Source organism: Streptomyces sp. NPDC030809 (genome assembly GCF_055572195.1).
Genome location: NZ_JBVIDV010000053.1, coordinates 1 through 2,851, shown reverse-complemented (window position 1 = coordinate 2,851; position 2,851 = coordinate 1). Strand labels below are relative to the sequence as shown.

At 74.0% G+C, this 2,851-nt stretch carries 1 protein-coding gene; it reads right to left on the bottom strand.

The genetic code is table 11. The annotated features are described in order from the left end of the window. A partial coding sequence (locus ACZ407_RS34875) for a beta-ketoacyl reductase (protein ID WP_468135564.1) occupies nt 1-2,816 on the bottom strand: 2,816 nt, incomplete at its 3' end. Nucleotides 2,817-2,851 lie beyond the last annotated feature (35 nt).

Below are 2,851 nucleotides of genomic sequence, written 5' to 3'. Positions count from 1 at the left end.
ACGCCTTCGCCCCAGCCGGTGCCGTCCGCGGCTTCCGCGAAGGCCTTCACCCGGGCGTCGGGGGCCAGCCCCCGCTGCCGACTGAACTCCACGAAGACCTCGGGAGTCGACATCACGGTGACGCCGCCGGCGAGCGCCAGCGTGCATTCGCCGCTGCGCAGGGACTGTGCGGCCATGTGGAGGGCGACCAGGGAGGAGGAGCAGGCGGTGTCCACGGTGACGGCCGGGCCTTCCAGGCCGAGGGTGTACGCCACTCGGCCCGAGGCCACACTGCCCGCGATGCCGGTGCCGAGGTAGCCCTCGACGGTCTCCGGAACCTGCCGGAGCAGCGTGGCGTAGTCCTGTCCGTTGCTGCCGATGAACACCCCGGCCCGGCTGCCGCGGAGGCTCCGCGGGTTGATGCCGGCCCGCTCGAAGGCCTCCCAGGAGGTCTCCAGCAGCAGCCGCTGCTGCGGGTCCATCGCGAGCGCCTCGCGCGGGTTGATGCCGAAGAACGAGGCGTCGAACCCGGTCACGTCCTGGAGGAAGGCCCCCTCGCGGACGTACGACGTACCCGAACGCTCCGGGTCGGCGTCGTACAGGGCGTCCAGGTCCCAGCCGCGGTCGGAGGGGAACGGGGAGATCGCGTCGCCGCCCGCCGCCAGCAGCGCCCACAGCTCCTCGGGCGTGCGGATGCCGCCCGGGAAGCGGCAGCTCATGGCCACGATGGCGATCGGCTCGCCGTCCGCGGCCGCCACCGCGGCGGCCGTGGACGCCCCGGCCGGGGCCGTCTCTTCCAGAAGGCCCGGGAACTCGCCCAGCAGGTGCCGGGACAGGTCGCCCGCGGTCGGGTAGTCGAAGATCACACTGGTGGGCAGCCGCAGGCCGGTGGCCGCGTTCAGCCGGTTGCGCAGCTGCACCGCACCCAGCGAGTCGAAGCCGATGTCCTTGAAGGCGCGGTGGGGGCCCACGGCCTGCGGGCCGGAGTGGCCCAGGACCAGCGCGGCCTGGGTCCGTACCAGCTCCAGCAGCAGTTCCTCGCGCTTGGCGGGGGCCAGCACGGCCAGCCGGTCCGCCAGCGAGGAGGACTCGTCGCGGGGGCCGCCGCCCGGCGCGGCCGGTACGGCCAGCGCCCGGACCTCCGGCAGGTCGGAGACCAGCGGGCTGGGGCGGGCGGCCGTGTACGCGGGGACGAAGCGCTCCCAGTCGATGTCGGCGATGGTCACGGCCGGTTCGCCGCGCCCGACGGCCTGCCCGAGCGCACCGAGCGCAAGGTCCGGCGCCATCACGGGGAAACCGCTGCGGTGCAGCTGCTCCGCCGCCGCCCGGTCGGTCGCCATGCCGGATCCGGCCCAGGCGCCCCAGGCCACGGAGGTGGCGGGCAGCCCGAGCGCGTGACGCTGCTGGGCGATCGCGTCCAAGTGGGCATTGGCAGCGCCGTAGTTGGCCTGGCCCTCGTTTCCGAAGGTGGCCGCTGCGGAGGAGAAGAGGACGAAGGCGTCGAGGTCGAGATGGCGGGTGTGCCGGTCGAGGAGCGCGGCGGCGCCGGCCTTCGGGCCGAGGACGCGCCGGAAGCGCTCCGGGGTGAGGTTGTTGATGGTGGCGTCGTCGAGGGTGCCGGCGGTGTGGATGACGGCGGTGAGGTCGGGGTGTGTGGTGATGAGGGTGTGGACGGCTTCGGGGTCGGAGACGTCGCAGGTGGTGAGGGTGACGGTGGTGCCGAGGCCGATGAGTTCGGTTTCGAGGGTCTCGGCGCCGGGTGCGGTGTGTCCGCTGCGGCTGGCGAGGACGAGGTGCTGTGCTCCGGCTTGTGCGGCCCAGCGGGCGACGTGGGCGCCGAGGGCGCCGGTGCCGCCGGTGATCAGGACGGTGCCGCGGGGTTTCCAGGCGGTGTCGGCCGTGGTTGTGGTGCTCGTGCGGGTCAGGCGGCGGGCCAGGACACCGGAGGTGCGGATCGCCACCTGGTCCTCACCGGCGGCGGCCTGCCCTGCCAGGACGGCACACAGACGGGCCCGCGCCCGCTCGTCCCACTCCTTGGGCAGGTCGACGAGACCGCCCCACAGCTCCGGGTGCTCCAGTGCGGCGACCTGGCCGAGGCCCCAGACCTGCGCCTGAGCCGGACGGGAGACGGGGTCGGAACCGCCTGTGGTCACGGCGCCCCGGGTGAGGCACCACAGGGGAGCCGGTACGTCGGTGTCCACCAGCGCCTGGACGAGCACGAGCGTCGCGACGGCCGAGCCGTCGAGGTCGGCGTCGGCCTCGGCGTCCGTGTCGGCGTCGGCCTCGGCCGCGGTGTCGGTGTCGGTGAGCGCCAGCAGGGAGAGCACGCCCGCCACCGGCGCCCCGAGCCCGTCGAGCACGCCCTGAACCTGCTCGGCGTAGCCGGCCCGGTCGGCCTCGGACGGGTCCAGCACGACTTCACGTACGTCGCCGCCCGCCGCTTCCAGGGAGCGGAGGGTGTCCCGTACGAACGGCCGGTCCTCGAATCCTGCGGGGACCGCCACCAGCCAGGTCCCGGACAGGGCGGCCGCAGCCTGCGTGTCCGGCACCGGCCGCCACATCACCCGGTAGCGCCAGCCGTCCGCGACCGAGCCGCCGGTCTGCTCCCGGCGTCCCGACCTCGGGTCGAGCCAGTAGTGCTCCCGCTGGAAGGCGTACGTGGGGAGTTCGACGCGGCGGGGGGTGGTACCCCGGCCGGCGAAGTACGCGGTCCAGTCGAGGGGGATGCCGGTGGTGTGGAGTTCGGCGGTGGCTCGGGTGAGGGCGTGGTGTTCGGGGTGGTGTTTGTTGAGGGTGGTGATGGTGGTGGCGGGTTGGGTGAGGGTGTCTTGGGTCATGGCGGTGAGGACTGCGCCGGGGCCGATTTCGAGGT